Source organism: Methylosarcina fibrata AML-C10 (assembly GCF_000372865.1).
Classification (GTDB): Bacteria; Pseudomonadota; Gammaproteobacteria; order Methylococcales; family Methylomonadaceae; genus Methylosarcina; species Methylosarcina fibrata.
The window spans coordinates 3,889,983-3,911,786 of record NZ_KB889965.1; the positions used below are offsets into that span (position 1 = coordinate 3,889,983).

General features: G+C 56.0%; 23 protein-coding genes. 14 read left to right on the plus strand and 9 right to left on the minus strand.

Going from position 1 to position 21,804, the window contains the following annotated elements:
• The first annotated feature begins 55 nt into the window (after positions 1-55).
• From pqqB to A3OW_RS0118225, 5 genes are all read left to right on the plus strand, one after another.
• Entirely contained in the window at positions 56-967 is a 912-nt protein-coding gene (gene pqqB / locus A3OW_RS0118205; RefSeq protein ID WP_020564890.1) for a pyrroloquinoline quinone biosynthesis protein PqqB, read from the plus strand.
• 10 nt (positions 968-977) lie between these two features.
• Positions 978-1,709, plus strand: a complete 732-nt coding sequence (pqqC, locus tag A3OW_RS0118210) for a pyrroloquinoline-quinone synthase PqqC (RefSeq protein ID WP_020564891.1) — start codon at positions 978-980, stop codon at positions 1,707-1,709.
• 79 nt (positions 1,710-1,788) lie between these two features.
• Complete coding sequence (gene pqqD / locus A3OW_RS0118215; RefSeq protein WP_020564892.1) at positions 1,789-2,058, plus strand: pyrroloquinoline quinone biosynthesis peptide chaperone PqqD; 270 nt, start codon at positions 1,789-1,791, stop codon at positions 2,056-2,058.
• Positions 2,039-3,166, plus strand: coding sequence for a pyrroloquinoline quinone biosynthesis protein PqqE (pqqE, locus tag A3OW_RS0118220; RefSeq protein ID WP_020564893.1), 1,128 nt, complete (start codon positions 2,039-2,041; stop codon positions 3,164-3,166). The genes pqqD and pqqE overlap by 20 nt, the downstream gene beginning before the upstream one ends.
• Before the next feature lie 214 nt (positions 3,167-3,380).
• Positions 3,381-5,003: a tetratricopeptide repeat protein gene (locus A3OW_RS0118225; RefSeq protein ID WP_020564894.1), complete on the plus strand. Its 1,623-nt coding sequence runs from the start codon at positions 3,381-3,383 to the stop codon at positions 5,001-5,003.
• A 6-nt stretch (positions 5,004-5,009) separates the two neighbouring features.
• Here A3OW_RS0118225 and A3OW_RS0118230 read toward each other — a convergent pair whose 3' ends face one another.
• The 3 genes from A3OW_RS0118230 to A3OW_RS0118240 form a co-directional block, all read right to left on the minus strand.
• Positions 5,010-5,585, minus strand: coding sequence for a UbiX family flavin prenyltransferase (locus A3OW_RS0118230; RefSeq protein ID WP_020564895.1), 576 nt, complete (start codon positions 5,583-5,585; stop codon positions 5,010-5,012).
• A gap of 76 nt (positions 5,586-5,661) precedes the next feature.
• Positions 5,662-6,618 (minus strand): prolyl aminopeptidase, encoded by a 957-nt coding sequence (pip, locus tag A3OW_RS0118235; RefSeq protein WP_020564896.1) that lies wholly within the window; start codon positions 6,616-6,618, stop codon positions 5,662-5,664.
• 208 nt (positions 6,619-6,826) lie between these two features.
• Positions 6,827-8,299 (minus strand): helicase HerA-like domain-containing protein, encoded by a 1,473-nt coding sequence (locus tag A3OW_RS0118240; RefSeq protein ID WP_026223716.1) that lies wholly within the window; start codon positions 8,297-8,299, stop codon positions 6,827-6,829.
• A 269-nt stretch (positions 8,300-8,568) separates the two neighbouring features.
• On the opposite strand from A3OW_RS0118240, the gene A3OW_RS0118250 reads away from it, so the two are divergent.
• Genes A3OW_RS0118250 through A3OW_RS0118265 form a run of 4 tightly spaced genes read left to right on the plus strand, consistent with a single transcriptional unit; the run spans position 8,569 to position 11,276 of the window.
• Positions 8,569-8,868: a DUF6763 family protein gene (locus A3OW_RS0118250; RefSeq protein WP_020564899.1), complete on the plus strand. Its 300-nt coding sequence runs from the start codon at positions 8,569-8,571 to the stop codon at positions 8,866-8,868.
• Between the two features lie 13 nt (positions 8,869-8,881).
• Complete coding sequence (locus A3OW_RS0118255; RefSeq protein WP_020564900.1) at positions 8,882-9,727, plus strand: hypothetical protein; 846 nt, start codon at positions 8,882-8,884, stop codon at positions 9,725-9,727.
• Between the two features lie 19 nt (positions 9,728-9,746).
• Positions 9,747-10,811: a homoserine O-succinyltransferase MetA gene (metA, locus tag A3OW_RS0118260; RefSeq protein ID WP_020564901.1), complete on the plus strand. Its 1,065-nt coding sequence runs from the start codon at positions 9,747-9,749 to the stop codon at positions 10,809-10,811.
• Positions 10,812-11,276 carry a nucleoside deaminase gene (locus A3OW_RS0118265; RefSeq protein ID WP_020564902.1) on the plus strand — a complete coding sequence of 155 codons (465 nt, stop codon included), beginning with the start codon at positions 10,812-10,814 and terminating at the stop codon, positions 11,274-11,276.
• Here A3OW_RS0118265 and A3OW_RS0118270 read toward each other — a convergent pair.
• Positions 11,270-11,824: a hypothetical protein gene (locus A3OW_RS0118270; protein WP_020564903.1), complete on the minus strand. Its 555-nt coding sequence runs from the start codon at positions 11,822-11,824 to the stop codon at positions 11,270-11,272. The genes A3OW_RS0118265 and A3OW_RS0118270 overlap by 7 nt on opposite strands.
• Before the next feature lie 253 nt (positions 11,825-12,077).
• Between A3OW_RS0118270 and purM the strand changes: the two genes are divergently transcribed.
• The 3 genes from purM to A3OW_RS0118285 all read left to right on the plus strand — a co-directional run bounded on the left by purM (position 12,078) and on the right by A3OW_RS0118285 (position 15,177).
• Positions 12,078-13,124: a phosphoribosylformylglycinamidine cyclo-ligase gene (purM, locus tag A3OW_RS0118275; RefSeq protein ID WP_020564904.1), complete on the plus strand. Its 1,047-nt coding sequence runs from the start codon at positions 12,078-12,080 to the stop codon at positions 13,122-13,124.
• A gap of 205 nt (positions 13,125-13,329) precedes the next feature.
• Positions 13,330-13,467, plus strand: a complete 138-nt coding sequence (locus A3OW_RS28005; RefSeq protein WP_020564905.1) for a hypothetical protein — start codon at positions 13,330-13,332, stop codon at positions 13,465-13,467.
• 501 nt (positions 13,468-13,968) lie between these two features.
• Complete coding sequence (locus A3OW_RS0118285; RefSeq protein WP_157385936.1) at positions 13,969-15,177, plus strand: S8 family peptidase; 1,209 nt, start codon at positions 13,969-13,971, stop codon at positions 15,175-15,177.
• Positions 15,178-15,268: 91 nt separating this feature from the next.
• Here A3OW_RS0118285 and A3OW_RS0118290 read toward each other — a convergent pair whose 3' ends face one another.
• The 3 genes from A3OW_RS0118290 to A3OW_RS0118300 all read right to left on the minus strand — a co-directional run bounded on the left by A3OW_RS0118290 (position 15,269) and on the right by A3OW_RS0118300 (position 19,458).
• Positions 15,269-17,293 (minus strand): CHAT domain-containing protein, encoded by a 2,025-nt coding sequence (locus tag A3OW_RS0118290; RefSeq protein WP_020564907.1) that lies wholly within the window; start codon positions 17,291-17,293, stop codon positions 15,269-15,271.
• 1 nt (position 17,294) lies between these two features.
• A complete protein-coding gene (locus A3OW_RS0118295) occupies positions 17,295-18,767 on the minus strand; it encodes a metallophosphoesterase (RefSeq protein ID WP_020564908.1) in 1,473 nt (490 codons plus the stop codon).
• Between the two features lie 124 nt (positions 18,768-18,891).
• A complete protein-coding gene (locus A3OW_RS0118300) occupies positions 18,892-19,458 on the minus strand; it encodes a chlorite dismutase family protein (protein ID WP_020564909.1) in 567 nt (188 codons plus the stop codon).
• Here A3OW_RS0118300 and A3OW_RS0118305 point away from each other — a divergent pair, their 5' ends adjacent.
• On the plus strand, positions 19,459-19,659 hold the full coding sequence (locus A3OW_RS0118305; protein ID WP_020564910.1) for a hypothetical protein: 201 nt from the start codon (positions 19,459-19,461) through the stop codon (positions 19,657-19,659).
• 58 nt (positions 19,660-19,717) lie between these two features.
• Complete coding sequence (locus tag A3OW_RS0118310; RefSeq protein ID WP_020564911.1) at positions 19,718-20,497, plus strand: Mut7-C RNAse domain-containing protein; 780 nt, start codon at positions 19,718-19,720, stop codon at positions 20,495-20,497.
• Positions 20,498-20,542: 45 nt separating this feature from the next.
• Here the strand turns inward: A3OW_RS0118310 and A3OW_RS0118315 are convergent, their stop codons facing one another.
• Positions 20,543-21,211, minus strand: coding sequence for an alpha/beta hydrolase (locus A3OW_RS0118315; RefSeq protein WP_020564912.1), 669 nt, complete (start codon positions 21,209-21,211; stop codon positions 20,543-20,545).
• Between the two features lie 19 nt (positions 21,212-21,230).
• Positions 21,231-21,641: a GFA family protein gene (locus A3OW_RS0118320; RefSeq protein WP_020564913.1), complete on the minus strand. Its 411-nt coding sequence runs from the start codon at positions 21,639-21,641 to the stop codon at positions 21,231-21,233.
• Between the last annotated feature and the right edge of the window lie 163 nt (positions 21,642-21,804).

A 21,804-nucleotide genomic window follows, 5' to 3' on the forward strand; every position in this document is an offset into this window, starting at 1 on the left:
TTCTTATTGCCGTATCATTTCATTTTCATAGGCAATTTTTGGGTTATCTTAAATCATGAAGATCAGAGTTCTCGGTTCGGGAGCGGGCGGCGGCTTTCCGCAATGGAACTGCAATTGCAATAATTGCCGTAGAATACGCCGCAAGGAAATGAACGGCAGGGCACGCACCCAGTCGTCGATTGCGGTCAGCACCGACCAGGCCAATTGGCTGCTGATCAATGCATCTCCCGATATTCGCGCCCAACTGGAGGCGTTTCCCGCCATTCAGCCCAAGCAGGGCGTACGCGACACCGGCATTCGGGCAATCCTGCTGATCGACAGTCAGATCGATCACACTACGGGTTTGCTCATGCTCAGGGAAGGCAGGCCGTTGGAGATTTATTGCACTGAAATGGTCAGACAGGACCTGACGACCGGATTTCCGGTCTTCAACATGCTGGCCCATTACTGCACGGTCAATCACCACCCGGTGCCGACCGACGGCGGCAGTTTCACCATTCCGGGCATCCATGATCTGCGCTTTTATACCCAGGCTCTGAAAAGCAAGGCGCCGCCGTATTCCCCGCACCGGCACGACCCGCACGAAGGAGACAATATCGGCTTGATCATCGAGCAGATTTCGACGGGGAAAAAACTGTTCTATTCACCGGGTCTTGGCGAGATCGAGCCGCATGTGCTGGAAGCCATGCTGCAGGCTGATTGCGTCATGGTGGACGGCACCTTCTGGACCGACGAGGAAATGTGCACTCAGCAAATCAGCCATAAAAAAGCCCGGGAAATCGGCCACCTGCCGCAATCGGGCGAAGGCGGCATGATCGAGGTGCTGAACAGCGTGGCCAAGGCCCGCAAACTATTGATTCATATTAACAACACCAACCCGATTCTGGACGATGATTCCGCCGAGCGCAAACAGCTCGATGCGTGCGGTATCGAAGTCGCTTACGACGGTCTGGAAATCGATTTATAACGGAGACCTTATGACCGACGTCGACAAAAAAGCCTGGAGCCGGGAAGAGTTCGAAGCCCGTCTGCGCGGCATGGAAAAGTATTACCATGTTCATCACCCTTACCATATCCTGATGAATGAGGGGAAACTGACCAAGGAGCAGCTTCAGGGCTGGGTTGCCAACCGCTACTATTATCAAGTCAGCATTCCGTTGAAGGATGCGAATATCCTCGCCAATTGCCCCGATCGGGAAACCCGGGCAAAATGGATTCAGCGCATTCTCGATCACGACGGTCATCCCGGCGATCCCGGCGGCATTGAAGCCTGGATTCAGTTGGGCATTGCAGTGGGTCTGACCCGCGAAGAAATTACTTCGCAACAATTCGTGCTGCCGGGCGTTCGATTTGCCGTCGACGCCTATGTGAATTTCGCGCGCCGGTCCGAGTGGCATGAAGCGGCCAGTTCCTCCCTGACCGAACTGTTCGCCCCCAAGATTCATCAGCAACGCCTCGACAACTGGCCCGAGCATTACCCCTGGGTCGAACAGGAAGGCTATGTTTATTTCCGCAAACGTCTGACCGAAGCGCGCCGGGACGTCGAGCACGGTCTTGAGATTACGCTGGACTGGTATAAAACCCGCGCGCAGCAGGAGCGCATGCTGCAAATTCTGCAGTTCAAACTGGACGTGTTATGGACGATGGCCGACGCGATGTATATGGCCTACGTCAATAAGATGCCGCCGTATTTCAACATTGATAAATAAAACTCCTTCGGTAATTTACCAGAATGTAATATCGCCTCAAGCAAGCCGGGACATTAAGCCTGCCCAAAAACAGATCAAAATGAGCATTCATCCGGAACAACCCATTCATTTTTCTCCCATGCACCGCCTGCAATGGGAAGAAGCCCAGCAGAAATACGTCATTCTTTATCCCGAAGGCATGGTCGAACTGAATCAGAGTTCGGCAGAGATACTCAAGCTGTGCGACGGCACTCATACTCTTGAACAAATCGTCGGCGAGCTGGAACGGAAATTCGAAACCACCGGTCTGATGGGCGATATTACCGCTTTTCTTGAGGTTGCTTTGAAAAATGGCTGGATCCAACAATAGAAACATAACACCGCCGCGGTGGCTGCTGGCGGAACTGACCTATGCCTGCCCTCTGCAGTGCCCGTATTGCTCTAATCCGATCGACTACAGCAAATATCCTTCCGAACTGACCACGGAAGACTGGAAGCGCGTGCTGTCACAGGCGCGCAAAATGGGCGCGGTGCAGCTCGGTTTTTCCGGAGGCGAGCCTTTGACCCGCAAGGATCTGGTCGAGCTGGTCGAACATGCCCGGCAGCTTGGCTATTATACTAATCTGATTACGTCGGGTTACGGCATGACCGAGGAAAAAATCGTCCGGCTCAAGGAAGCCGGCCTCGATCATATCCAGGTCAGCATCCAGGCCAGCACCCAGGAACTGAACGACCACCTCGCCGGTACCGAGTCGTTCCTGCATAAGCAGGAAATCGCCCGGCTGGTCAAGAAGCACGGTTATCCGATGGTGCTGTGCGTCGTCATCCACCGCGAGAATATCCACCAGATGCCGGATATCCTGGCGATGGCCGAACAGCTCGGCGCCGATTATCTGGAGCTGGCCAATACTCAGTATTACGGCTGGGCGCACGCCAACCGCGATCTGCTGATGCCGACCCGAGAACAGTTCGAACAGGCCGAAGCGATTGCTCAGGCGTTCAAGGAAAAGGTCGCGGGCCGAATGAAAATTTACTACGTCGTTCCCGATTATTACGAAGACCGGCCGAAGGCCTGCATGAACGGCTGGGGCACGACCTTTCTGACCATCGCGCCGGACGGCGTTGCCCTGCCCTGCCATTCGGCACGCGAACTCCCCGGACTCGACTGCCCCAACGTCAGGGAACACAGCATCGAGCAAATCTGGAACGAATCGAAAGCCTTCAATTTCTTTCGCGGAGACGACTGGATGAAGGAGCCGTGCCGAAGCTGCGACGAAAAAGAAAAGGATCACGGCGGCTGCCGCTGCCAGGCTTATCTGCTGGCGGGCGACATGTATGCGGCCGATCCGGTCTGCAGCAAGTCGCCCCATCATCATTTGATCGAAGCGGCGATCGATGCGGCGAGAGCCAGCGCCTTGTCCGGTTCGGAAAAACCGCTGATCTTCCGCAACAGCAAAAACTCACGATCGATGTCCTGACTTCAGACAGCCGAGCCCAAAGGAGATCGGCGAGAAGGAGGCGCTTTCGCAAAATCTTCAGCGAAGCAGAGCGCTTTCATATTGAACGTAGAGGCGAATTCATTCGCCTCCGGTTCTTATCAAACCTGGACGAAACAATTCGCCTCTCCAGCCGGAAGTATACGAGTCGAAAAGACGTTAGAAGCTTGAGATAACAGAATGAGGTGATTTTTTGATGAAAATGCAGCCGAAGCCTCCAAAGCAGCCCAATCCTGCCGACTTGCAGGACTTGCATCGGCTCTTCCAGAGCGGCCGCCTGCCTGAAGCCGAGACCTGGGCGCAAACGTTGCTCGGTGAATTTCCCAGGGCGATCCCTTTGTATAATTTGCTCGGCCTGTGCCAGCAAGGCCAGGGCAAATTGCGGGAAGCGGCGGCCAGTTTCCGCAAATTGCTGGCGATCGACCCCGGTATTGCCGAAATTCATTTCAATCTCGGCGCGATTCTGACTCAGTTGGGCGAGGCCAAGACGGCCATAGCCAGTTTCCGGAAAGCCGTGCAGCTCAAGCCCGGCCTGACCGTGGCTCATTTCAACCTGGGTTCTTTGATACAGGCACAGGGTTTTCTTAAGGAAGCCGCGCAACATTACCGGCAAGCTCTGGCATTGCAACCCGATTTCCTCGAAGCGCTCGGCAATCTCGGCACCGTTCTGCAGCAGCAGGGAAAACTGGAAGAAGCCGAGCAATGCTACCGCAACGCTTTAACGATTCAGGCCGATGCGCGCGGCCATTTCAATCTCGGCACGGTATTGTACGGATTGGGGCGGCATCAGGAAGCGCTTCCGGAGTTTCGAAAAGCGGTCGATCTGGAGCCGCAATTTGCCGATGCCTGGAATTCTCTGGGAGAAACCCTGCGCGACCGCGGCGAGATGGAGGAAGCGGTGCGTTGTTACGAGCGTGCGCTGGCGGCACAGCCGGAACACGGCCGGGCTCAATACAATCTGGGCGAGACGCTTTGTCTTGCCGGCCGGTTGCAGGAAGCGATCCCTCATTTTGAAGCGTCGGATTTTGCCGACAGCAAGGAGCGGGCGCTGCAATGCCTTTACAAAACCGGGCAATTCGAGCTGTTCAGTCAGCGCTTCGAGCAGAGAGCGGCCCAAACCCGGCATCATTCGGTGCTGCTCGGCGCTTTGTCCACCCACTACGCGACCAATTTCGGCCGGCAGAATGCCTACCGTTTTTGCAAGGAGCCGATGAACTATGTGCTCCTTACCCGGATCGACGAGCTGGCCGCGTCCGGAAGCCCGCTGCTGCAATCGCTGCTCCAGGATATCCGGCATCTGGCGATTGCTGAAAGAAAGCAGGGACGCCTCTATTATGGCATGCAGTCGGCCGGCAATTTATTGCTGCGTTCCGAGTCGTCGTTCCAACAACTGGCGGCGCTGATTCGCCGGAAAGTCGCCGAATACCGGCAGCATTTTGCCGGCAGCCGCGAAGAAATCATCAAGGCGTTTCCACGCCGGATCGAGTTTGCCAGTTCCTGGTACCTTCGGATGAATCAAGGCGGCTATCTGACTTCGCATATTCACGAGGAAGGCTGGATCAGCGGCTGCGTGTATTTGAAATTGCCGGAGAAGCACGAAGGGCATGAAGGCAGCTTCGAATGCGGCACCGACGGCGACGATTATCCCAGGCTGCATGACCGGTTTCCGACCCGGATTATCGATCAGCAGGTCGGCGATCTGGTGCTGTTCCCTTCTTCGCTGTTTCATCGCACGATACCGTTTCATTCCGACGAAGAGCGCATCTGCGTGGCGTTTGACGTGCAGCCTGCGGTTTCTCCGGCGTTAACCGTCCGCTAGCGCATGCTACAAGCCGTGCCATGGCGTATACAGGCCGTCGACGTTGACGCCGAATAATTCCAGAACCCGGCCTACGGTTTCATCGACCATGGCCGAAAGCGAGTCGGTTTTGCTGTAAAAAGCGGGCATGGGCGGATAAACGATGCCGCCCATTTCGGTGACGGCGGCCATGTTCCGGATGTGCGCCAGGTTCAGCGGCGTTTCTCTGGGCATCAGCACCAGGCGGCGCCGCTCTTTCAGGACCACGTCGGCCGCCCTGGAAATCAGGTTGTCGCCGAAACCGTGCGCGATCGCCGAGAGCGTTTTCATCGAACAAGGCGCCACGATCATGCCTTCCGTTTTAAAGCCGCCGCTGGAGATCGTCGCGGCGATGTCGCCGATGCCGTGTGTGACGTCGGCCAGGCGGGACAATTCGGCGCGCTTCATGTTCATTTCGTGCTTTAAATTGACGACGCCGGCGTCGGAGATCACCAGATGGCTTTCCCATTCTTCCTGCGGCTGCAGCACCTGGAGCATGCGGACGCCATACACTGCGCCGGTTGCGCCGGTCAGGGCGATGATCAATCGTTTTTTCTTGGTCATTTTGTAATTCGGTGTCGGCAGGCAAGGGAAGACGGCGGTAAAAAGGATGACTCCGTTCCTGAACGAATTCTTCCGGCTATTTGCAAGGCTTGGCCCGAAGTGCGAACCGGTCGGTTGCGGCAACCAGGGCGTCGATCATGTCGGCTCCCTGGGCGATATGGCCGGCCTCGGGCAGGATCACGTAGTCGGCGTTCGGCAACGCCTGATGCAGTTTCATCGCGGCTTCCATCGGACAAACCAGGTCGTGGCGGCCGTGAATGATCACAGAGGGAATGTCGAGCAGCCGCTCGCAGCGGTCAAGAATCTGGTTCTCCCCGATAAAATAGCGATGGCCGGCATAGTGCAGTTCCATGGCCGCCTGCCGGACCATTTTTTCGGTCACGTGTTCCTCCTGTTCCGGATGAAAGAGATTGCCCAAGGCGACCTGGCTGCCCCAGGTTGTCCATTCCCGAGCGACCCGGCGCCGGGCCACTTCGTCGTCGCCCGAGATGGCTTTACACAATCCCTGCAGAAGATTGCCTCGATCCGGAACCGGAATACTTTCGTAGAGGCGCTGCCACTGTTCGGGATAAATACGGCCGGCTCCGTTCAAGAGAAACCAGTCCATGTCGCATTGCCGCGCCAGAAAAACGCCGCGCAGGATCAGGCCGAGAACGTTGCCCGGATGTTGCTGGGCGTACAAAAGTCCCAGCGCCGCTCCCCACGAGCCGCCGAAAACCAGCCATCGATCGATGTGCAACCGGGCCCGAATTCGTTCCATGTCGTCGATCAAATCTTGGGTCGTGTTGTTTTCGATGTCGCCGAATGGCCTGGACTGGCCGCAGCCGCGCTGATCGAAAAGAACGATGCGATACCGTTCGGGATTGAAATAGCGCCGGTGATCCGGCTTGGTGCCCGAGCAAGGGCCGCCGTGCAGAAAAATCACCGGAATGCCGTCGGCATTGCCGCTTTGTTCGACATAAACCGAATGTCGGCTGCCGGTTTCGAGAAAAAAAGTGTCGTAGGGATCGAGTTCAGGATAAAGGGTTTTCATGGTTAGAAAAATGTAAGTTCCACTGTCGGGTTTTCCTTGGCCGGTAGACAGGGGAAATTGTAGCGTATCCTCGCTATGGGCGCTGGCGAGCGAACAGCATTATTAAAAAGCGGAACGGCCGGGGAGGATTCTATTGAACAAACCTGTAGTCTGCCTCAAAGATGGTCCGTCTTATTGACGCGGGCGCCGTTAATCGTAGAATTCGAGATCAGCGCCGCCCTCCCAACAGGGAACCCAGAACGCCGCGCACCAGTTGCCGGCCCAACTGGCTGCCGATGCTGCGGGCCGCGCTTTTCAGCAAGGCTTCGGTCGGGGTTTCCCGCGCACGGCTGCGGCCGGCGGCGGAAGACTTTTGTCCGGCTATTTTGGCTTCGATTTCTTCGATGTCGTGCTGCTCGGCCCGGTTTGCCTTCTGTTTGAGCAATTCATAGGCCGATTCCCGATCCACCGTTTGCTCGTATTGCCCTTTGTAAGGAGAACGAGCGATGAGCTCCTGGCGCTGGGCATCGGTCATCGGACCCAGGCGGGATTCGGGCGGACGGATCAGGATTCGTTGCACCGGCATCGGGCTGCCGTCCTTGTTCAGCACCGAAACCAGGGCCTCGCCCTTTTTCAATTCCTGAATCGCGGCTTCGGTATTGATGCCGGGATTGGCGCGGAAAGTGCCGGCGACGCTTTTAACGACGGCCAGATCCTTCGGCGTAAAGGCCCTCAAGGCATGCTGGATTTTAAGCCCGAGCTGGCCGAGAATATCTTCGGGAATATCGAGCGGACTTTGGCTGATGAAATATACGCCGACGCCTTTCGACCGGATCAGCCGGACGATTTGTTCGATTTTGTCGAGCAGCGCTTTCGGGGCCTGATCGAATAAAAGATGGGCCTCGTCGAAAAACAGCACCAGCTTCGGCCGGTCGGCATCGCCGATTTCCGGAAGATTTTCGAACAATTCGCTCAGCAGCCAGAGCAGAAAGGCGGCGTATAAGCGCGGTGATTTCGACGTCAGCTCGGCCGCATCCAGAATACTGACGATGCCGTTGCCCGAGAAGTCGGTCCGGCATAAATCCTCCAGTTTGAGAGCGGGTTCGCCATAGAAACGATCGGCGCCTTGCTGCTCGAGCACCAGCAATTGCCGTTGAATGGCTCCCAGGCTGGCGCCGGCAATCGTGCCGTATTCGGCCTGCAATTCCCTGGCGTTTTCTCCCATCCAGGTCAGCATCGAGCGCAGATCCTTCAGGTCGAGCAACAGCAAGCCGTTGTCGTCGGCGATTTTAAAGCAACTGTAGAGTACGCCGCTTTGGGTATCGTTGAGTTCGAGCAGATTGCCGAGCAACAGCGGCCCCATGTCGGAAACGGTGGTGCGCACCGGATGGCCGCTTCTGCCGAAGAGGTCCCAGAAGACGGCCGGATAACCGCGCGGCTGGAAATCGTCCAGGCCGATTTCGCGGAGACGCTCGGCGATTTTTTCATTCTTCTCGCCGGGCAACGCGATACCGGACAGGTCGCCCTTGATGTCGGCCAGAAAAACCGGCACTCCGATACGGGAAAACCCTTCGGCCAGAATTTGCAGCGTGACCGTTTTACCCGTACCGGTTGCCCCTGAAATCAGGCCGTGTCGATTGGCCAGTGCGGCATCCATGATAACTTGGCTATGAGGGCTGCCACCGACTAATATTTCCTGCATCGTTCATGCTCCCGGTTGGTTAAGATTTTTCCTCCATCGTAGCACAGTGAACTCTTGCAAGATAGGGGCTATTACTCTATAAATATAACCTTTGAATGCGGGGGCCGGCCTTGTTTTTCGACATCGGGCCGGTACAGGACGGACATTTCTGAATGAACAAAAAATAAACGGCTACGGGAGCTTCCGCAGGGGTTTTCATCTTTTTTGCTCTGTTGGATCCGGCCGCCTCCTGTATTGGATATTCAAATTTAAGTATTGAGGTGAACATCATGGCAACAGTAGCAGATCCGATTGTCGGCAGTTGGTACAAAGATCTGGAAAACAACCTGACCTTTAAAGTGATCAACATCGAAGACAGCGACGATTCCATCGAGGTGCAGTATCTTGATGGAGACATCGGCGAATACGACCACGAAAGCTGGTATAACTCGACTTTTGATTACATCGAGGATCCGGACGACTGGAGCGCGCCTTTTGATGAGCTGGAGAGTGACGACCTGGGTTATTCCGATCCCGACGAACACAGGCCCAACCCCGAAGACCTGGACATAGACGATTATCTGGATTGATTTGGAACAATTTATGAAAATGAGTCCACAGGAGTTTCTGGACTGGCAATCGAAACGTATTACCTTATTAGCAATGTCCGGGGCCGGCAAGACGACCTTGGCCAATAAATTGCCCAAGGCCAACTGGTTCCATTATTCGGGCGACTATCGGATCGGCACGAAATACCTGAAAGAGCCGATACTGGACAATCTCAAACGTCAGGCGATGACGGTGCCGTTTTTACGCGAGTTGCTGCTCACCGACTCGATTTATATCGGCAGTAAAATTACCGTCGAAAATCTTGCGCCGGTTTCCAGTTTTCTGGGAAAACTCGGCAGCCCCGAACTGGGCGGCTTGCCTTTGCAGGAATTCAAGCGCCGCCAGAAACTGCATCATCAGGCCGAGATCGCTGCGATGAACGACGTGCCCGAGTTTATTCACAAGGCCGAGGACATTTACGGATACAGACATTTCATCAACGATGCCGGAGGCAGCGTATGCGAACTGGATTGCCCGGACGTGCTGGAAACGCTGGCCGCCCATACCGTCATCGTCTATATCAGGATACCGAAATCGCTGGAGCAGACCATCATCGAGCGGGCCAAATCGGACCCCAAGCCGCTTTATTACCGGGAAGCGTTTCTCGACGCCAAGCTGGATGAATTCATGAAGATGAGGCATTACTCAAGCCCGGACGAAATCCCCCCCGATGATTTCGTCACCTGGATTTTCCCCGAGCTGTTCAAATCAAGAATCCCCCGGTACGAGGCGATCGCCGAGCGCTACGGTTATACGATCGATGCCGATCAGGTCGCTCAGATAAAAACCGAGAGCGACTTTCTTGGATTGGTGGCCGAAGCGATGGCCCAACAGCAGTGACATTGACCGAGTTTAAATTATGCCCCTAGTTGCTCACACCGAGTTGCCTACCTTTCAGAGGCTGCGCGAAGAAGGCGAAACGATCCTGGCGCCCGACCGCGCCAGTCATCAGGACATCCGGGAAATGCACATCGGCCTGCTCAACATCATGCCCGATGCGGCGCTGGAGGCGACGGAAAGACAATTTTTCCGGCTGGTCGGCGCCTGCAACCAGATCGCCCAGTTTCACGTCCATCCCTTCACCATCGACGGCTTGCCCAGGAGCGATGCAGCAAAAGCGCACATCGCGAAATATTACGAGCCTTTTGAAAAAATCAAGGAGGATGGCCTGGACGCCCTGATTATCAGCGGCGCCAACGTAACGCGTCCGCACCTTCAGGAAGAGGATTTCTGGATGCCGCTGACCGAGGTGTTTTCGTGGGCCAAGGAAAACGTGACGTCGGTGCTCTGCTCCTGTCTGGCCACTCACGCCTTGATCCAATACTGTTACGGCATCGAGCGCACCCGCCTGCCGGGCAAGCGCTGGGGCGTGTTTTCGCACAAATTGACCGACCGCACTCATCCTTTGGTCGCCGAAATCAATACGCGCTTCGACGTGCCTCACTCGCGCTTTAACGAGATATTTCAGGCCGACATGGAGCGGAAGGGGCTCAAGGTGCTGGCGGTCAGTAAAGAGGCTGGGGTGCATCTGGCGGTCAGTTCGGACGGATTCCGCATCGTATTTTTTCAGGGGCATCCCGAATACGACGAAATCAGCCTGTTGAAGGAATACAAACGCGAGGTGCTGCGTTATTACCGAAGAGAAATCGAGGATTATCCGCCTTTTCCGGAAAATTATTTTAATGAGGAGGCAAGGCAGATTTTTACCGTCTACCGCGATCACGTCGTTTCGGCAAGACGAAACGGACGGGAACTGGAGCCATTCCCCGAAAACCGGGTGCTCGAACACATCGACAACACTTGGAGAGACACCGCCAAAGCGGTTTTCAACAACTGGCTGGGAAAGGTGTATCAACTGACCAATCAGGATCGCCGTCTGCCTTTTATGGAAGGCATCGATCCCGACAATCCTTTGGGTTTATAAATGGATGAACTGTTTCTGCAGCGCGCCGTTGAAGTCGCTGTCGAGAATGTCGAAATCGGGGGCGGACCGTATGGTGCCGTCATTGTCAGGGACGGCGTTCTGATTGCTTCCAGCGGCAATCGGGTGACGCAGGACCTGGATCCCACCGCGCATGCGGAGATCATGGCCATCCGCCTGGCCTGCCGGAAGCTGAACGATTTCCAGCTCAAAGGCTGCGTGCTCTATACCAGTTGCGAGCCATGCCCCATGTGCCTCGGAGCCATTTACTGGGCGCGGCTCGATAAGGTTTATTTTGCCTGTAACCGCTACGATGCGGCAGCCGCCGATTTCGACGACAGTTTTATTTACGACGAAATCTCGGTTTCACCGCTGGAGCGGAAGATTGCGATGGTGCAACTGAGTTTGCCCGATGCCCGGCTTCCGTTTCAGGTGTGGTCGGAAAAAAACGACAAGATACCTTACTGAGTAGCCGGCGCTTCTGCTGGAGGCGATTGCGGTGCGGTTTCTGGCGCTACGGGCGCAGCTACAGGAGGATTCGGCCGGGCTTCCGCCGGAGGAGCCGGAGAGGGTGCTTCCTCGTTTACCGTAGGAGCGGGCGCGGCGGATTCCGGTGTCTTATCGGCTATCTTTACCAGCCAGCCTTTTTGTTCGTCGCAGCCCAGTACCGCTTTGACGCTGGCGTCGATCCGGGCGAACTTGCCGTTCAAACTGGACGGCAATTTGGCTTTGATCCGATGAAAAGTCGAAGTGCTTTCGACGGTGTAGTCGACTTTTTCTCTTCTGGCGGTCAGCTTGAGTGTGGTGGGGTCGGCCCAGGCCGATATCTTGAATTCAAATTCCGATTCGGGAGCCACTTCGATCCGCTCGGGTTCCTTATATTCGGTAAGAGTAAAATCGGTATACTTCGGTTTCTTGCACATTTCCTCTTCGATGTCCGCTTCATAGGCGAGAGCCGGGCCGTTAAGGCAGAGGGCAGCCAAGGTGAATGCAAAGTTTATTATTTTAATTTTCATATACAAACCCGCCGGTATCTTTATTGTTATAAGTTTTTAAAGATGCAACCTTACGAACTTTAATTATATTTCAGTCAAAATTCAACCGTATTTATTATGATGTTTTTAATGAAGAATTGGCCGGTTGACTCCTTTCCGATCGTTGCAAACGATTGTCATCGATAAAAATTTTCAAAAGACGGCGATAGCGCTCACCCTCCTCTCGGGATGTCTTGTACAATATCGCCGGTTTAATCCATTCAGAGACACGACATTGAGCACAAAAAATCAAGAGACCCTGAACTACAAAAGCGCCGGGGTGGACATTGCCGCCGGCAATGAACTGGTGGAGCGCATCAAGCCGATCGCCGCCAGAACCCGCACCGCCGGCGTCCTGGCCGGGCTGGGCGGTTTCGGCTCCCTTTTCGAACTGCCGCTGGACCGCTACCGGAATCCGGTGCTGGTGTCGGGCACCGACGGCGTGGGAACCAAGCTGAAACTGGCGATCGATATGAACGTTCACGATACCGTCGGCATCGATCTGGTGGCGATGTGCGTCAACGACATCATCGTTCAGGGCGCCGAGCCGCTCTTTTTTCTGGATTATTTCGCTACCGGCAAACTCGACGTGGACACGGCCGCTTCGGTCATCGAAGGCATCGGCAAAGGCTGCGAGCTTGCGGGAGCCGCGCTGGTCGGCGGAGAAACGGCGGAAATGCCCGGCATGTATGCGGCGGGCGAGTACGATCTGGCGGGCTTTTGCGTGGGCCTCGTGGAAAAGGACAAGGTTCTGGACGGCAGCAAGGTCAAAGCCGGCGACAAACTGATCGGCATCGCCTCGTCCGGCCCCCATTCCAACGGCTATTCGCTGATACGGAAAATTTTGCAACAAAGCGGTGCTGACTTAACCGACCCGTTTCACGAAAAATCATTGGGCGCAACCTTGCTGGAGCCGACCCGGATTTATGTCAGATCCTTGCTGTCGCTGCTCGAAAAAATTGATGTGCATGCGCTGGCCCATATTACCGGCGGCGGCATCACCGAAAATTTGCCGAGGGTTTTAAGCGTCGGCATCGACGCCCGTATTCGCCTTTCCGCCTGGGAGTTTCCGCCCATTTTCCGATGGCTGCAAGAGCAGGGCAACGTCCCGCAAGACGATATGCTGACCACCTTTAATTGCGGAATCGGCATGATTGTCTGTGTAGCGCCCGAGGACGAATCGTCGGCTATCGACGCGCTATCCCGTTCCGGCGAAACCGCGTTCCCGCTAGGAGAACTGGTCTCGGCCGAAGGCAAGCCCAAAGTGGTCTATATCCCTTGAATATCCTCGCATTTTTGCCCGATGAGCGAGAGGGAAAAGCGAGGCGGCCCCTTTTCACTCTTCTTTCGCTGGACTCCTCCGGCCAATAAAAAAGGTGCATTTCACTGACTCAAGATGGATCAGGGGAACGTTCAATCCGGCGCTCCTTCGTCCTTCGCAAAGGACCGATTTAAAATTCGGCTTACGAAATCTTCCGGCGAGACCGGTGTCGCCTGGCGGTTATACCCTGTCGGCGCCGGCACGGCTAGGGAATGCCGAAGTTCCGGCCAGCCTGTGCGGCGGACTGACCTGGGGAATTCATTTGTCTCCGGACGCGCAGGGCAATATTTTCGATCTGTCTTAATCTTGTCTCAAGAGACAGTAATGATACAGGCATAAGACACGCCTGTGTCTCAGGTCCAGATTCTTGCTCGAACCATTTCTGGCCGCATGAAAATAATCTTTTGAATTCAAACAGAAAAATGGTCTTGCGTAATTTTGGCACGTTATTTGATTGCTTATACGAACCACGCTGAAAAAACGATCCGCCGAATCGGCAGGTAGCGGGAGAGCCGTATCCGATGCTGAAGATCATCGAAGAAATCGGATGAGTCTTATTTCCGGTCAAGACAGTGCAGCTCATAAAGCCCCGAAATGAAAGTTAGGATTATGTTGCTGACTGAAAATCGATGCCGTAGTACTAAAGTACAATTCAATTTTTCTATCATTCGGAGTATGGTGTCTTCTCAAACAGCGGAAATGACGTCGAGCGTTGGTTCGTGCCCGACAAAGACGGTAGGGATAGCGTGCAAGATGAATAAAGAAAACGAATGTCTCGCGGATGTTTCATAAGGGGAGAAGAAAAATGACAACGACCTTTAGATTATTGTATTGGGTACTCGTGAGTTGGCTTGGAACAGGTTCCTTGGTACTAGCCGAGGTAGTGGACAGAGGTCCGATTCCCGATCAGTACATCATTACCATGAAATCGAGCGAACCGGCCTCCGGAAGGGCTGCGGAAATGGAAAAACTGCACGGCTTGAAAATTGCCCATGTCTATGATCATGTTTTAAACGGCTTTGCAGCCCATGTTCCGCCGGAGCGTCTGCAGGCGCTTCTGAAGGATTCCCGAGTGGCCAGCGTGGTCCAGGACCGTTATGTCCATGCAGACGCTCAAACGGTCCCGACGGGAATCGAAAGAATCTTCGGCGACATCAGCTCGGCAGAATCCGGGAATGGCTCCGGCAGCGTGAGTAATATCAATATCGCTGTGATCGATACCGGCATCGACTTGAAGCATCCCGATTTGAATGTCGTCGGCGGAAAAAACTGCTCCACGGGCAGAAACTATGCCGACGGCAATGGCCATGGCACCCATGTGGCCGGGACGATCGGCGCCAAAGATAACGGTGTCGGCGTGGTGGGCGTGGTGCCGGGCGCTCGCCTGTGGTCGATACGCGTCCTGGATAACTCCGGCAACGGCGCCTGGAGCAGCATCATTTGCGGTATTAATTTTGTGAAGCAGAACGCCCGCATTATTAAAGTGGCCAATATGAGTCTCGGCGGAGACGGCACCGATACCGGATGTGACGACGGCGGCCTGCATCAGGCCATCTGCAATGCGGTCAATGCGGGGGTAACCTTTGTCGTGGCTGCTGGAAATGACGGAGGCGATGCGGCCAATCACGTGCCCGCCGCTTTCGACGAGGTCATTACCGTTTCCGCTTTGGCCGATTTCGATGGTCTTGACGGCGGATCGGCAGCGGCCACCTGCCGGACCGACGAAGACGATACGTTTGCCGACTTCAGCAATTACGGTGCCGATGTGGACGTGATTGCTCCGGGAGTCTGCATCTATTCCACCTGGAAGGGCAGCAGTTATGCCACGATGAGCGGTACGTCGATGGCGACGCCTCACGTTACCGGCGCGGCGGCCTTGTACATAGCCAACAATCCGGGCAAATCACCCGCCGAGGTCAAGGCGGCTTTGCAAGGAGCGGGCAACCTGGACTGGTTTTATGATACGGATCCCGACGCATTCCCGGAGACTTTATTGGACGTCGATTCGTTTTGATCGATTACGCATATTTGCCTTTGCTGGGCCAGCAGTTCGCTTTTAAAAGCAGCTCAGTCCAGGAAAGGCATCCGCTTCAATCAATCCCGAGTCATTGAGTCGGGCCCGCCTTGTCTTTTCTTCCGGATTTATCCCCCAGGGCTTCCAGAGCCATCTGCGGAAGCTCCCTCCATTCCTCCCTGGGCCAATGCTTGATGTAACGCCGGAATTGGCGCTGCGTCGACAAGAGCGGAAACGCATCGGCTCCGACCAGGGCGCGCATCTCTGCACAATGCCTCGGAATCTCTTCCCTGGCTTGTTTGTAACCGAATCCCGATCCTCCGTAAGCGACGCCGAGCAAGGCCAATTCGGCGAGGGTGGCCAGTGCCCAGGCCCTGCTTTCGCCGGTGGACTGACGCAACTGCCAGTGCGTGATTTGCCGCGCTGCGGCCCACCAGAGGCCATATTTTTTCGATAATTCTTTAAAGTCCCCCGCATCGGCCAATACCGGCGTGGCCTCGATCGAAAGATATTGCGTAATGACCCAATAGTTATGCGGTTCGGCTTCCAGCGCTTCCCGATAAAATTCCCGGGAGGCTTCGTAGGCTTTTCTGCTTTGCTCATGGTTTTTCTCACTGTTTTCCGATGCGGACTGACCTGAGGCAAGCAGAGCATAGGCAATGCCGATGCGTTTTTCGCTGGCGGCACTCATCCCGAAGCGCTCGGCTTTTATCTTGGCGGAAGCCGTCGCTTCCGGTTGTTCGCGCCAGGCTTTCAGTTCGGCCCGGATGGAGCGGCACCGCAATTCGATTTCTTCCCCGCAATCGGCAGGGATGGACGTCTTGATTTCGGATTCTTCATTGGCTCCCACCAATTCGTCGACGCGGTCAAACAGGATATCCAGTTTTGCCCGCATCTGGCGATCTCTAAAGGCCGCAACCTGTTGCTCGAAATCGGAAGGCACGGTTGCATAGGCGACGATGCTGGCCCAGTCGTGCGTTCCGGCCGAATCGGTGCGCAGGCGCTGCCTCAGCTCGTAAATCACCCAACGCGGATCGGCGCCGTTCAGCAAGCGGCTGTAAAGCATTTCGGCCGCAATCGCGGAAGCGCGCATCCATAACGGAAATTGAGAAGCGATCACCCAGGGAATGCCGGCCGCATGCAATTCATGAGCAATACTGCCGCCGGGCGTCAGTACCGATTCGATATTGCCGGAGTCGCAGGTGGCGAGAGAAACCATCGTCGGACAAAATTTCATTTTTCCCGACGCATCACGGGCGGTCAGAGCAATGGCAAGGCGCTCGCCGTCCACCACGTCCTGCTGGCTGTTGAGGTCGCCGCACAGGGCAACCCCGTAGCGTTTGTCGCCCGAGTTTTCCAGAGGAGCGCCGTGCGCCAGAATATGAACGTGGGTGTATTCGGTAGTACTGCAGGCGTCGCGGATTTGTTTCAGGCTGGCATTCGGCAGCACCGTCAGTATTTTTTTGACATCCTCAACGCGTTCCCGGGCCATGCCCCGATTCCTCAACTTGACCCAGGGTTCGATCGCCATCCGCAGTGCATTCAGATGCGCCTGGGCCGGCACCTTGAGGTTGTCCGGTTCGGCGAACGCGAACAGGATGCGCACCGGACGGTTCCACTGGATCGGCAGCGGCGAGCCCCGGCGAATTTGCCGGGTTATCGTGATCGGGGTGCGCGTTTGTAGAAAGAGCGGCGAGCCGGAACTTGGAAACCCGTCCATGCCGATCGCGAATTCGAACGGAATCAAGCCCAATTCGAAGGCCGAAAGAGACAGAGACAAATGCACCAGCCGGCCGCTGTCGCCGACCGCATTGCCCAATTCCGACAACAGCGCCGGAACCTGGCCGAAAACCCGGCCGATCGCTTCGCCCATGTCGCGGACTTCGGCTTGCCGTTGTTCGTCCCGGCCGGGGTCTTTGCCGGATTCGTAGCGCAACCGGCGCAAACGCATCAGCAATTGCCGGTGTTCGAACGGCATCTGGACCGTCACCGGCCCGTCCTCGCCGCATAAGGCGATATAAGGCGTGAGCGGAGAAAGCAATTGATTGTGCGGCGGTCCGGGCCGTAAAAACTCGAGCTTGACTTTCTGGATGGCCTTGTCGGGGGTGGCGTTCATCTTACTTCTCCGGGAATTTTTTTATTTCCAAGGGCTTGCCGGAACCGTCTCCGACCACGTGCGTCAGCCGGCCGACCGCCTTGCCGCCTTCCTCTACGATCGAGACCGCGCTGGTTTGATCCATGACGAACGGTTCGCCTTTGATCCTGGCCTCGTCAAGTCTTTCCATTCGGCCGTTGACGAGCACTTCGTAAACTTCCTTGAAAGATTTCGTATCTTTGAGCATGTCCGGAGTGAACTGCATCAGGCGTATCCAGGTGCCGCTGTTGAAATAGTAGCGCCCATCGGCTATTTCGATGGCGCGTTCCAGATGAGTATGGCCGGTCACGATAAAATCGACGGCCGGCCCGACGGCGGCGGTGACTTGCCGGAAGGTGTCGTCCTGGTCGTCAACAACGAAGGTTTTGTCCTTCGCCAGCCAATCCAGCAGCGCGCGGCGGAGCGCTTCATCCTTGCCGACGCCGGTCATCCAGTCCCAGATCAGTTGCGGGGTGCCCAGAGTGCCGTCGGCCAGCGTCGAAAGCGCATCCTTGTGTCCGATCCGTTCTTCCGCTTCGAGTAACATGGCATCGGCGCAGCCTTCCCCGGAAGCGCGGCCGCTCAACAGGTTCGGCCCCAATAAACCATCGACCGAAAGCGGCACGGCGGCATCGGGCGCGGGCGTCTGAAAGCCTTCCGCCGAAAGGCGCTGGTCGACCTGCTGCCGCCCCTCCACCTTTTCGCCGACGATCGAGATCAATCGGCCGATTTTTTTTATCTGGGAAGGGTCGAGCACCAATAAGGTGCCGATGGCGGCCGACGTTTCCGGCTTGAGCAGGTCGATCCAGGCGAATTTGCGCTTGACCTCGTTCATTACCTCTTTCACCATGCGCGTGCCGGCGTTCGGGTACCATTCGCCGGGATCGAGCGGGCGGCCGGCGTTCAGACGGCGCCCGACTTTCGCCAGGTCTTCGTAGCGGTTGTAATTCCAGGCATCCACTTCGTTGCCGTGCGTGCAATAAACGCGGGCGTTTCCGACCGTGCAGGCATAGCCCGCGCCGGTGGCGGAAAATTCGATCCGTGCCCGGGCGGACAGATCATTTCCGGCCAGCCGCGAAACAATCAGCCGCTGAACGGTAGGAAAAGCGATTTCAATATCGTGATTGCCGATGACGAACACCAGCATGCGGCCGGGCAACCTGACGAAATCGGCAAGCGCCTGCCAGATGCCGGAAAAAGACGGATCCTCCATGATCCGCCGCAGGGTTGCGACCGCTTCGTCGACCGCGACGTAGCCATGAATGTCTTCGGCCAGGGTGTCAAAGACATCGCCGTTCAGAATCAGCCCCACCCGGCCCGAAGGCCGCTGCCGCCCGACCCAGGCAATATAACCGGCCAGACGCCGCGTTTCGCGCAAAATCTGAAAACCCGGCTTGCCGCCCATGTGGATGTCCGAAATGACATGGATTTCGTCATACTCGGGAAATTCGTTCATCGTTTGTCCCTCCTTCGGGAAAGCCGATTCTTGTTCCACCCCGAAGGGTTTAGGATGATAGCGCGATAAATTATAGTCCCATGTCGCGCCGAATGAGGTCCTGCCTGGGCCTGAAAGCCAACAGTCAGGCCGGGTGGACGCGAATCAGCCGAATGTCGACTTCTCTCTCGACATAGCTCCACTCTCGGGAAGCGCGCAGCTCCGCGGTCAAATCGTCAAACAAGGAAGCATCGCCCGGCGCGAATTCGAACCAGGTGAGAAAGTCGAACGGTTCGTTCTCGCTCAAGTCTCGGCAATGGTATAGCCGGCGCGCGATGGCGGGCAGATAATTCAGGCCGGTTTGGATGTGCCTCGACCGGGTTTCCAGAATCTCGCGCCGCTCTTCCTGGGTGAGATTCCACCAGGCGGCATTTTTGCGAATGGGAATCAGGGCGGCACAGACCGCCTCCGGTCTGCCGAGATCCGGCTGTTTTGCGGCCAGCAAGGCTTTCTCGCAACGGGTAAGATAGCGGTCGTAGCTGGTGATGCCGCTGAGCAGCCAGGCGGCGCCCCGGCGTTCGAGAAATTCCTGAGAGCCGATGATGTTCAGTTTTTCGACGGGAGCCAGCGGTTCACCGGTCAGGGTGCGCATCGCGGTAACCTGCCAGGGTCCGGAAATTCCGCCTATAAAGGTGTAAAATCGCGAATTCATGTGATTCCGTCCATTCCAGAAAACTATGCGGCTGGCTTTGTCGTAAAAAGGGAAATGCTCGATTCAAAGGAATGGGTCGACATCTTAGCAAAAAGCGGGATGAACGTAAAAACCACTGCCCATGACGACGAGTTATTGCTTGATGGGAGGCCGGGCGGAAGCAGGAAGCGCAGGATTGTTTTTGAAAACCCGAACCTGTAGATTGTAGGACCGGGCATGTTGTTCGGTGCTCTTGTTTATCTCGCCACGCTGATATGCCATGAAGAACCACCGCCGAAAACCGGACCGGGATTTTGAGCACGCCGCCGAATTTCGGTTTTATGAAGAACTGAACGATTTTCTGCTGCCGGAGCAGAGAAAGCAATCCTTGCCCTATCGCTTCAACGGCCATCCCGGCATCAAGGACCCGATCGAAGTCTTCGGCGTGCCGCATACCGAGGTCGATTTGATCGTCGTCAACGGCATCTCGGTCGGCTTCGGCTACCCATTGCAGGATGCGGATCGAGTGGCGGTGTATCCGGTCTTCGAAGGGATCGATATTTCTCCGATTGTCCGGTTGCGCGACAAGCCGCTTAGAAACACCGCTTTCGTGGCCGACGTCAATCTGGGCAAACTGGCCCGGCTGCTGCGCTTGCTGGGTTTCGATACGCTGTTTGCCAATTCGTTCGACGACCGGGAGATCGCCGCCATTTCGGCCGAGCAAAACCGCATCGTGCTGACGCGCGACCGCCGTCTGCTGTATGCCAAAGCCATTACTCACGGCTACTGGGTGCGTTCGGTCGTGCCGGAACGGCAACTGGCCGAAGTCGTCGAACGGTTCGACCTGTCCGCTCAAATCCGGCCGTTTCGCCGCTGCACCCGCTGCAACGGGTTAATCGAAGCGGTCGAAAAAAATCAGGTTTTAGCTCTTCTGGAACCTAAAACCAAAAAATATTATGACCGCTTTTACCGCTGCCGCGATTGCGGTCAGGTGTATTGGGAGGGCTCTCATGTCGATCATGTCAGGACGCGCCTTGGCCGTTATTTGAGCCGGGAATAGAAGCAAGACGCCTTCTTTTTCTTAATTTACCGATACGTCCGATTCTTACGGAAAAATCCGGTTGATGAAATCGGCGACGCGCCCGATTTCTTCCAGACAGACCGAGTGTTCCATCATGAAGTCGTACCATTCGACCGGGTACTGCATCGCTTTCAATTCGTCGCAGGTTTGCTTGCCGTATTCGACGGCCACCACCGAGTCGAGGATGCCGTGCGCCATCAGGATCGGCGTATTGTCGTTGGCCGGAGCGCGCTCGGTTCTTAATTGTCCGGTTGTCGGCAATAACGTGGACAGAGCGACGATGCCTCCCAGCGCCTCCGAGAATCTCAAACCGGCATGCAGAGCAATGGCGCCTCCCTGGGAGAATCCGGCCAGCAGAATGTTTCGGGAGGGAATGCCTTTGTCGATCTCGTCGCGAATGAGGCGTTCCACCAACTCCGACGAACGGTAAATGCCGGGGATGTCGGGTTCGAGCTTCGGCGCCAGAGAAAAAATATCGAACCAGGCGCGCATTTTCATGCCGCCGTTGATCGTCACCGCCAGCACCGGCGCGTCGGGAAAGATGAAATGGATGTTGGCCTCGGCGTTCAAGCGCAATTCGGGCACGATCCCTTCAAAGTCGTGACCGTCGGCGCCCAGTCCGTGCAGCCAGACGATGCTGTATTTATGTTCCGATTTGGGCTTGATTTCAACGATACTGAGTTTCGAATGCATGGTCTACCTTTGTGATGGATTACCAGAAATTGCCGTTGCATTTGGGCAGGTCGGGATTCATGACGTCCCACGGCTGGGCCTCGGCCGCCCACATGTCCATTTGCGGGCGATAGAAGGCGGGGTCGTCAAGCGTGCCCGCAACCACGGGCCTTAACCGGGGAAAGGCGCTGTTCCGTCCGAACAAAGGGCTGCCGCATTTGGGGCAGAACGCACGGTAGACGGTGTTGCCGCTGTCGGCGACGGTCGGATATTCCATATAACTGCCGCTGACGCGGAGCGCCCGGTCGGGAACGAATAGAAGAGGCTGATAAGCCGAACCGGAAGCTTTCTGGCAAGTTCGGCAATGGCAATTGATCATGCGCACCGGCTCCTCGCTAATTTCATAGCGGACCGCACCGCAAAGGCAACCGCCGGTAAGTGGCCGTTTCATAGTGTTTCCTCAAGCGGGTTAGGAGGTTGATCAAAAACACGAATGGCTCGCACCCTTTGACAAATTTCCGCCCCTCTGTCCAAATGAAGAATGGGACTGTTGCGGCACGGCCTGCCGTCCTTCCTTGAACGGTTCTTCAGATGTAATCTTATTATGATTATAA

Coding starts and splice junctions, on each gene's coding strand:
- A3OW_RS0118315 (WP_020564912.1), bottom strand. CDS start 21,211: ATGCATTCGAAACTCAGTATCGTTGAAATCAAGCCCAAATCGGAACAT.
- pqqC (WP_020564891.1), top strand. CDS start 978: ATGACCGACGTCGACAAAAAAGCCTGGAGCCGGGAAGAGTTCGAAGCC.
- A3OW_RS0118295 (WP_020564908.1), bottom strand. CDS start 18,767: ATGAACGAATTTCCCGAGTATGACGAAATCCATGTCATTTCGGACATC.
- pqqD (WP_020564892.1), top strand. CDS start 1,789: ATGAGCATTCATCCGGAACAACCCATTCATTTTTCTCCCATGCACCGC.
- metA (WP_020564901.1), top strand. CDS start 9,747: ATGCCCCTAGTTGCTCACACCGAGTTGCCTACCTTTCAGAGGCTGCGC.
- A3OW_RS0118230 (WP_020564895.1), bottom strand. CDS start 5,585: ATGACCAAGAAAAAACGATTGATCATCGCCCTGACCGGCGCAACCGGC.
- A3OW_RS0118290 (WP_020564907.1), bottom strand. CDS start 17,293: ATGAACGCCACCCCCGACAAGGCCATCCAGAAAGTCAAGCTCGAGTTT.
- A3OW_RS0118310 (WP_020564911.1), top strand. CDS start 19,718: ATGAAGAACCACCGCCGAAAACCGGACCGGGATTTTGAGCACGCCGCC.
- A3OW_RS0118300 (WP_020564909.1), bottom strand. CDS start 19,458: ATGAATTCGCGATTTTACACCTTTATAGGCGGAATTTCCGGACCCTGG.
- A3OW_RS0118285 (WP_157385936.1), top strand. CDS start 13,969: ATGACAACGACCTTTAGATTATTGTATTGGGTACTCGTGAGTTGGCTT.
- A3OW_RS0118320 (WP_020564913.1), bottom strand. CDS start 21,641: ATGAAACGGCCACTTACCGGCGGTTGCCTTTGCGGTGCGGTCCGCTAT.
- pqqB (WP_020564890.1), top strand. CDS start 56: ATGAAGATCAGAGTTCTCGGTTCGGGAGCGGGCGGCGGCTTTCCGCAA.
- A3OW_RS0118265 (WP_020564902.1), top strand. CDS start 10,812: ATGGATGAACTGTTTCTGCAGCGCGCCGTTGAAGTCGCTGTCGAGAAT.
- A3OW_RS0118250 (WP_020564899.1), top strand. CDS start 8,569: ATGGCAACAGTAGCAGATCCGATTGTCGGCAGTTGGTACAAAGATCTG.
- A3OW_RS0118240 (WP_026223716.1), bottom strand. CDS start 8,299: ATGCAGGAAATATTAGTCGGTGGCAGCCCTCATAGCCAAGTTATCATG.
- A3OW_RS0118270 (WP_020564903.1), bottom strand. CDS start 11,824: ATGAAAATTAAAATAATAAACTTTGCATTCACCTTGGCTGCCCTCTGC.
- pqqE (WP_020564893.1), top strand. CDS start 2,039: ATGGCTGGATCCAACAATAGAAACATAACACCGCCGCGGTGGCTGCTG.
- A3OW_RS0118255 (WP_020564900.1), top strand. CDS start 8,882: ATGAAAATGAGTCCACAGGAGTTTCTGGACTGGCAATCGAAACGTATT.
- pip (WP_020564896.1), bottom strand. CDS start 6,618: ATGAAAACCCTTTATCCTGAACTCGATCCCTACGACACTTTTTTTCTC.
- A3OW_RS0118225 (WP_020564894.1), top strand. CDS start 3,381: ATGAAAATGCAGCCGAAGCCTCCAAAGCAGCCCAATCCTGCCGACTTG.